At 60.2% G+C, this 7,519-nt stretch carries 7 protein-coding genes; 4 read left to right on the top strand and 3 right to left on the bottom strand.

What is annotated here, in order from left to right; translation table 11 throughout:
- Positions 1 to 173 precede the first annotated feature (173 nt).
- Positions 174 to 1,139: a LysR family transcriptional regulator gene (locus LN996_RS23090; protein WP_231343429.1), complete on the bottom strand. Its 966-nt coding sequence runs from the start codon at positions 1,137 to 1,139 to the stop codon at positions 174 to 176.
- Positions 1,140 to 1,148: 9 nt separating this feature from the next.
- Positions 1,149 to 2,603 carry an aspartate ammonia-lyase gene (locus tag LN996_RS23085; RefSeq protein WP_231343428.1) on the bottom strand — a complete coding sequence of 485 codons (1,455 nt, stop codon included), beginning with the start codon at positions 2,601 to 2,603 and terminating at the stop codon, positions 1,149 to 1,151.
- A gap of 247 nt (positions 2,604 to 2,850) precedes the next feature.
- Here LN996_RS23085 and hisD point away from each other — a divergent pair, with 247 nt between their 5' ends.
- Positions 2,851 to 4,149 carry a histidinol dehydrogenase gene (hisD, locus tag LN996_RS23080; protein ID WP_231343426.1) on the top strand — a complete coding sequence of 433 codons (1,299 nt, stop codon included), beginning with the start codon at positions 2,851 to 2,853 and terminating at the stop codon, positions 4,147 to 4,149.
- Positions 4,150 to 4,660: 511 nt separating this feature from the next.
- Entirely contained in the window at positions 4,661 to 4,816 is a 156-nt protein-coding gene (locus LN996_RS23075) for a hypothetical protein (RefSeq protein ID WP_231343425.1), read from the top strand.
- 34 nt (positions 4,817 to 4,850) lie between these two features.
- On the opposite strand, the gene LN996_RS23070 is transcribed toward LN996_RS23075, so the two are convergent.
- Entirely contained in the window at positions 4,851 to 5,741 is an 891-nt protein-coding gene (locus LN996_RS23070) for a LysR family transcriptional regulator (RefSeq protein ID WP_231343424.1), read from the bottom strand.
- A gap of 143 nt (positions 5,742 to 5,884) precedes the next feature.
- Here LN996_RS23070 and LN996_RS23065 point away from each other — a divergent pair, with 143 nt between their 5' ends.
- Together LN996_RS23065 and LN996_RS23060 are read left to right on the top strand one after the other, a co-directional pair.
- On the top strand, positions 5,885 to 7,045 hold the full coding sequence (locus tag LN996_RS23065; RefSeq protein ID WP_231343423.1) for an iron-containing alcohol dehydrogenase: 1,161 nt from the start codon (positions 5,885 to 5,887) through the stop codon (positions 7,043 to 7,045).
- Between the two features lie 75 nt (positions 7,046 to 7,120).
- The coding region (locus tag LN996_RS23060; protein WP_231343422.1) for an aldehyde dehydrogenase family protein at positions 7,121 to 7,519 on the top strand (399 nt) is incomplete at its 3' end.

Below are 7,519 nucleotides of genomic sequence, written 5' to 3'. Positions count from 1 at the left end.
CCCGCCGCGTTTTGTGGGGGCGGCGGGCGGGGGTCACCCCAACTCCGCGGGGCGGCGCCCCGCGCGGGGGGTGGCCGGCGGGGGGGCTCTTGTTGCGGCGCCCCCCCCCGTCCGTTCGTTAACAGCGCGGAACCCTTGCCCAGTCATCAAGGCAAGGACGGAGCGGGCCCCCGTCAGCGGTCACCCAGAAACGCTTCAATATCGTGTCCGCCGTTGAGTATCTCAGCGGTCCCATGGTCAGACGTTTGATGATCGATGAGCGCCGAATGCGCCAGCCGGGCCATTTCCTTGGTCGCAGGGGACAGCAGCTGTCCGTGCCTCTTGATCAGCGCCAGTGTGTCGTACATAGGCTCGGCCATGGATACAGCTTGCAATCCCCTCGGGTAAACCTCGGACTCCAGTGCCGCTCTGCAGGCAATTGTGTCGCCGAATCCGTCGGCGGCCAGGGAAAGCGCTGCCGAGAGGTACTCAACTTCAATACCGGCGTTCAGCGACAACCCCCGCAGGCGTGCCCTGGCGGACAGCTGCTTGCGGGCAGGGTCGGTTTGCGCGTAGTGGGCGTCGTAAAGGACCAGAGGAGCTGCGCATATCGCAGCGATGTCCGGTGGCGTTTGAACCCGCTCGGGAACTGCACTGACGTAGACCACTTCGTCACGTGCCAGCGGGAGTACATCGAGGCGGTCATCGTCGATCGGCAGGGTGACAAGACCCGCTTCCAGATGCCCGGCGACCACATCGCTTACGGTCTCTGCGCTGTTCTGGCCCACCAACCGAATCCGCACATTCGGGTGTTTTTGACGGAACCGCTTCGCCAGGTCCTGCCTGATGTAGTACTCCGCATTTCGTAGAAGGCCAAAGGTCGCCGTTCCTCCGCCTAAGGAGAGTAAGGCACTCACGGCTTCAGTGCCCTGTTTGGCGGCAAAAACGGTTTGCTCTGCATATGGCAGCAATTCTTCCCCCGCCGCCGACAACACAAGCGTTCGGCCACTGCGACTGAACAGAGAGGCTCCGAGTTCGGTTTCCAACCGACGAATAAGGTCGGATACTGCAGGTTGACTCATGCCCAGCGCCGCAGCCGCAGCCGTGAAAGTCTGTCCGCTGGCTGCTGCCACAAATGCTTCAAGTTGGGCCAAAGTCATAAGGCAATCCTATAGGTCGGTGGGGGATAGGACGGAGGCGGACTCGCCCTCCGGGAAGACGTGTCCACCCGCAGCTATGACCTGCGGCTGAAGCAAGCGGGCCAAAAGCCCGGGATCAAGGAGCCCCCGGGCCACGACAAGGTCCACGACCGTTCTTCCGGTTCTCAATGACTCCGCGGCTATCTCACCGGACGTCTGGTAGCCGAGGTAGGGGCTCAGTGCGGTGATGACTCCGATGCTGCGGGCAAGGTGTTTTTCGAGCGTGTGCTCGTTCGCAGAGATTCCGTCAACACATAAGTCGGCCAATGACTCGGCGGCGCCGCGCAAATGGTCGATACTTCTGAACAGACTCGCGGCGATGATCGGTTCGAAGGCGTTGAGCTGAAGTTGTCCTGCCTCGGCGGCCATGGAGATCGTCACGTCGGCACCGATGATTTCGAAAGCAACTTGATTGACGAGCTCGGGAATGACGGGATTCACTTTGCCTGGCATGATGCTCGAACCAGCCTGGCGCGGAGGAAGGTTGATTTCTCCCAGCCCAGCCCGAGGCCCGGACGAGAGCAGACGCAAGTCGCTGCTGATCTTGGATAGTTTCACAGCTGCCCGCTTGACCGTGGCGGAAATGAGCACAAAAACACCACAGTCCTGAGTCGCTTCCACGAGATCAGGGCTGGTGGTCAATGGCAGGCCCGTGAGTGACGCCAGCTTGTCCCGAACCAGGGCGGCGTATCGAGGGTGGGCATTAAGCCCCGTACCAATGGCAGTCGCGCCCATGTTGATCTCGTGGAGATTCGCCACCGCCTCACCCAACCGGGCCACATCTTCACGGATGGTCACTGCGTAGCTACGGAACTCCTGCCCCAATGTCATCGGCACTGCATCTTGAAGCTGGGTCCTGCCCATCTTCACAATATGGTCAAACTCCCGTGCCTTCCGCTCACAGGACCGCTCGAACTTGCCAAGGGCCTCCGCCAGGGCCCGGCAGCCCCAGATCGTGGCAATCTTTAAGGCTGTCGGATAGACGTCGTTTGTGGACTGACCCATGTTCACATGCTCATTGGGACCAACTAAGGCATAGGAGCCCTTCGCCTCCTTCATATACTCCAAAGCCCGGTTGGCTATCACCTCATTGGAGTTCATGTTTGTCGACGTCCCTGCGCCACCCTGAATCAGGGGTACAGGGAACTGTTCATGCAGTTGACCCGCCCTGAGGTCCCGGCAGGCCGAAACGATGGCATGCCCTACGCGCGGCGCAAGCAAACCCAGCTCCATGTTGGCCTGGGCCGCTGCTTCCTTGACCGATGCGATGGCCCTGACGAGTTGCGGCGTGGAGCCAACAGTCTCTCCGTTCAGCCGGAAGTTTTCCACCGCCCTCAGCGTGTGGATGCCCCAGTAGGCATCCCCGGGAATCTCCCTGGTTCCCAGAAGATCTGTTTCCACCCGGGTGTCACGCTCTTGGGTCATTCTCGTCCCCTAACTCTCTGGTGGGGTCCGAGATGTGGGCCCCACCCAGTTATAAGTTGATATGCATAGAAATCAGAAAAAGCATAGCTTTAACGTGCCTCAATGGGTGCCGTTGCTCGTCTTTGATAAGTAAAAGCTTTCGACTCTGTTACTTTCCCATAGGTAATGCTATGGTTGAAGGGTTTTCAAGTAACGTGGAGCACACGCACTACCTGCGCTCTGGCTCCAGCAACGAAAGAGAAATCCATTGCGCACCTCCCTTAAGAACGCTGAATTCACCATCTCGGACCCATCGTCGCCAGTCGGCGTGAGGCAAACAGTCGAAACAGTCATCGCGGACGTTCGTGACCGCGGCGACGCCGCGGTCCGCTCCTACTCCGAAAAGTTCGACAAGTGGTCGCCCTCGTCCTTCCTTCTTTCGCAGGACGAGATCGACGCGGCCATTGCCCGGCTCCCCGAACAAACCGTGGAAGACATCAAGACTGTTCAGCGGAACGTGGAGCGCTTCGCCCGTCTGCAATTGGACTCGCTCACTGAATTCGAAGCAGAAGTTGAGCCTGGAGTCATCCTCGGCCAGAAGAACATTCCAATTGACGCAGTTGGCGCCTACGTGCCCGGTGGCCGGTATCCTCTCTTGGCCTCTGCGCACATGACCATCGTCACTGCCAAGGTCGCCGGGGTTCGCAGGGTGGCTGCCGCCACGCCGGCTGCCGGGGGAGTGGTCCCTGACGCTTCTATCGCCGCCATGCACTTCGCCGGAGCGGACGAGATCTATCTCCTCGGGGGCGTTCAGGCCGTGGCCGCTCTTGCCGTCGGCACCGAGTCCATCGCCCCGGTCGATTTCCTGGCCGGCCCAGGAAATGCGTACGTTGCCGAGGCGAAACGGCAGCTGTTCGGTGAAGTGGGAATTGATCTCTTCGCCGGCCCCACAGAGGTTTTGATCGTCGCTGACGAGACGGCCGATCCGTTCCTTATCGCCGTCGATCTGCTCAGCCAGGCAGAACACGGCCCCGACTCGCCTGCCATTCTCGTCACCACGTCGCGCGTGGTTGGTGAGCAGGTTATTGAAGAGATCGACCGTCAACTGCTCGGCCTATCAACCCGTGCAGTCGCCGAAGTCGCTTGGCGCGACCATGGCCAAGTAATTCTGGTCGACGATCTGAAAGAGGCCTATGCCGTCGCCGACGAGTTCGCAAGCGAGCACGTGCAGATCCTGACTGCCAATCCCCGCGAGGCACTCGACAGCATGACCAACTACGGTGCACTATTCCTGGGCGAGAACACGTGTGTTTCCTTTGGCGACAAAGTCATCGGCACCAACCATGTGCTGCCCACACGTCAGGCCGCCCGCTACACCGGCGGCCTGTGGGTCGGGAAGTACATTAAGACCGTCACCTACCAGGAAGTCACTTCCGTTGCTGCCAGCGCTGAGCTGGGGGAGCTGCTTGGCAGGGCAGCTCGCGCGGAAAACTTCGAAGGCCACGCACGATCCGGTGACATCAGGGCTGCCAGACTCGCCGGTGAACGCCCAGCCTGGGCTTCGTAGGTTCCTTGAGGTGGGGTGCCTGTTCTCTCAGTTCGCCCCACCGTTTACCTGCGGGGCTGCCACGGCGCCAATCCGATCGCCAAAGCAAGGAAAGGAGCTTCCCTATGGAAAAGAACGCCCGGCGGCGAGGTCGCGGTGACGTTTCTCCACTGCCCCGTTGGATCGAAACTGCCCTGGCCTGGCTCGATCCCAACAACGTTGTGAACCCAAAAAGACTGGCCGGTCCGAACAGTACTTCGTCAACTGTTGTGCCTTCTGGAAGCTTGTTCAGCACAATCTACGCCGGAAGCCATCGCCGCTACTCCAGGCACGAATCCGACTGACAAGGTCTGTTCGGCCGGAGCGCCCGGTGCTCCCATGCGCATTCAACCTATGGAAGAAGATGAACAATTTTACTGCCGCTCACGGATCTCCAGCTGTCTCCCTCTCTGGCAAGCCTATGCCGCAGGACGACTGGTGTCTCACGAGAGGTCGCCATATCGAAGTACGTCACCGTCTGAACGCTACCCGTATGGGTCTCGTGGAGGACGTCACCTCGGACGGGTCCATACTCTGGCTCGCGGCGGACGGACCGGTAACCAGGACGATGGTGGAGAAGTCCGAGGGCTACGAAGTATGGGCAAGCGAGGAACAGTTTCCGACATGGAACGCGATGCCCACTCTGTAGTCGGAGCCTTGCCATCCCCGACGGCAACTGGCCCTCATGCCGCTTCCAAGTAGGGATGAGCAACTGCCAGTTCAATCAGGGCATTTTGGACTGCCCGCGTACGCGCCAAGCGCTGAAGTTCCCGCGGTACCGCCAACCAATACATTCTGCGGATACTCACCGAGTCTGCCAGGATCCGGACGAGACGTCCGTCGGGTTCGCCCACAAACAAAGGCAAAACGGCAACCCCAAGGCCGGCGACCGCAGACATCCACTGTCCCGTGAGGTTGTTGGTCTGAATGGCGGGGCGGACCCCTGGCAATGCTGCGTCCAGGAATCGCAAGTCGGGGATATCCAGGAGGGAGTCCACGTATCCAATAACAGCGTGTTCCTTCAGGTCCTCGACTGCGGATATGACGGGATTCGCTTCCAAATACGCCGGGGCAGCATAGAAACCCAGGGGATACGCGGCCAGTTCGGTGGCGTCCACGCCCCGGATGGTGGGCTTGGCCAGCGAAATGCCCACATCAAACTCTTTCGTTGCCAAGAGGTTCAAGCGGGTAGCTGTAACGATCTCAACCGCCAAGTCCGGGTGCCTGCTTCTCAGGGCTCCGAGCCCGGGACTGAGGACAAATGCCCCGAATCCATCCGGGGCTGCTATGCGGATGGTTCCCGATATGCGTCCGGGTCCCGACCCGAGTTCTTCGGCGGCGGCTAACAACGAGGACTCAACGGCTTCCGCGTGGACCGCCAGGCGTTCACCGGCATCGGTGAGCTTCCATCCGCCTGCGGAACGAACGAACAATCTGGAACCGGCACTGCGCTCCAAGTGCGATATCCGTCGTCCCACGGTCGTGTGGTCCACTCCGAGGCCGCGTGCAGCAGCAACGAGCTTGCCGGTTCGGGCTGTTTCGAGGAAGAAGCGGAGGTCGTCTGCCGAAATCATGCCCCCATCTTACGTGCATATTTGCACAGCAGCGGGCACTTTTGGTCATTGTTTCGGGCGAAAAACCTATGGAGACTCGAAAGAGAATATCAATGACAATCGCCGGGACGGAGTCCGTCCCCTAGGAAAGAACAGAGGAAGATATGGTCGCAAATATCGCGTTGCCCAGGATCATGAAAGTTGGCGGAGGTGCCATCGAACACGTTGGTGCCCTGCTGGAGGAACTTGGAGCAGCCAGGCCTCTGGTTGTCACTGACGCATTCATGCTGACGACTGGCAGCGTAAACGCGCTCCTGCATTCCATCGAGAGCAGCGGGCTGGAGGCTGCTGTCTTTTCAGGCGTGGTGCCGGACCCCACCACGGACTCCCTCCACGAAGGTGTAACTGCCGCGCACAACCACGAGGCGGACATCATCATCGGTCTGGGAGGTGGGAGCGCCATCGACACAGCCAAAGCTCTCGGTTTGCTGAGCCGCCAAGGCGGTCAGATGCGTCACTATAAGGCTCCACGCAACAACAACGGGCCAGCCATTCCCGTCGTCGCCATCCCCACGACGGCAGGCAGCGGATCGGAAGCAACGCAATTCACGATCATCAGCGACTCGGAAACGCATGAAAAGATGCTTTGTGCTGGGATCTCGTTCCTGCCAGTGGCCGCAGTCATTGACTACGAGCTAACAGTCTCCATGCCGCCGCGGCTGACGGCCGATACTGGAATCGATGCGCTCACACACGCCATCGAAGCCTACGTAAGCCGTAAATCGAACCACTTTTCTGATGCGTTCGCGCTCTCGGCAATACGGGCCATCGGCTCGAATCTCAGGCCCGTGTATGCCGACGGGGCGAACACCAAGGCGCGAGAAGCGATGATGCTTGCCTCAACCCAGGCAGGTATTGCCTTCTCGAACTCCAGCGTGGCACTGGTCCATGGCATGAGCCGCCCCATCGGAGCCCACTTCAACGTCGCACACGGACTTGCTAATGCGATGCTGTTTCCGGCCGTTACAAAATTCTCGATCTGTGCCGCCGAGTCGAAGTACGCGGACTGCGCACGGGCATTGGGCGTCACCTCTTCGAGCAGTTCGGACCATGAAGCAGCAAACGCCTTGGTCGCGGAACTGGACACGTTGAACCGGGACCTTGCCGTACCGACACCTGAGGCCTTTGGAATCGATCGCTCCGAGTGGGAAGCCAAAATCGCGCTCATGGCCGATCAGGCGCTTGCCTCCGGCTCGCCGGGTAACAACCCGCTCATTCCTGATGCCGGGCAGATCCGGGCCATCTACGAGGAAATTTACGCCTAACTATCCTCAGCGGGACCGAAGCCAGGTCTCGCCGATCACGAACCGTGCCGATGCATTAAGACACAAAGGAACAAAATGACCACCATTCACCATTTCATTAACGGCACTGAAACCACGGGCGAAGGGGACCGTACGCAACCGGTGTACAACCCGGCGACGGGGCGGGTTTCGGCAGAGCTGCGCCTGGCCAACGAGGCAGACCTGAACGCAACCGTCGCGGCGGCCCGCGCAGCAGCTGATTCCTGGGGCGATATTTCCCTGGCCAAGCGCACCGCGGTGTTGTTCAAGTTCCGTGAACTCGTCGCAGCGCACGTGGACGAACTGGCCGAGCTGATCACCGCCGAGCACGGCAAGGTCCTTTCCGACGCGAAGGGTGAGATCGGCCGTGGCCTGGAGGTCATCGAGTTCGCCTGTGGCATCCCGCAGCTGCTCAAGGGCGACTACTCCGACCAGGTCTCCACCGGCATTGACGTC

The organism is Arthrobacter sp. AK01 (assembly GCF_021109375.1).
Taxonomy (GTDB): domain Bacteria; phylum Actinomycetota; class Actinomycetes; order Actinomycetales; family Micrococcaceae; genus Arthrobacter.
This window is presented reverse-complemented; position numbering and strand designations above follow the sequence as displayed.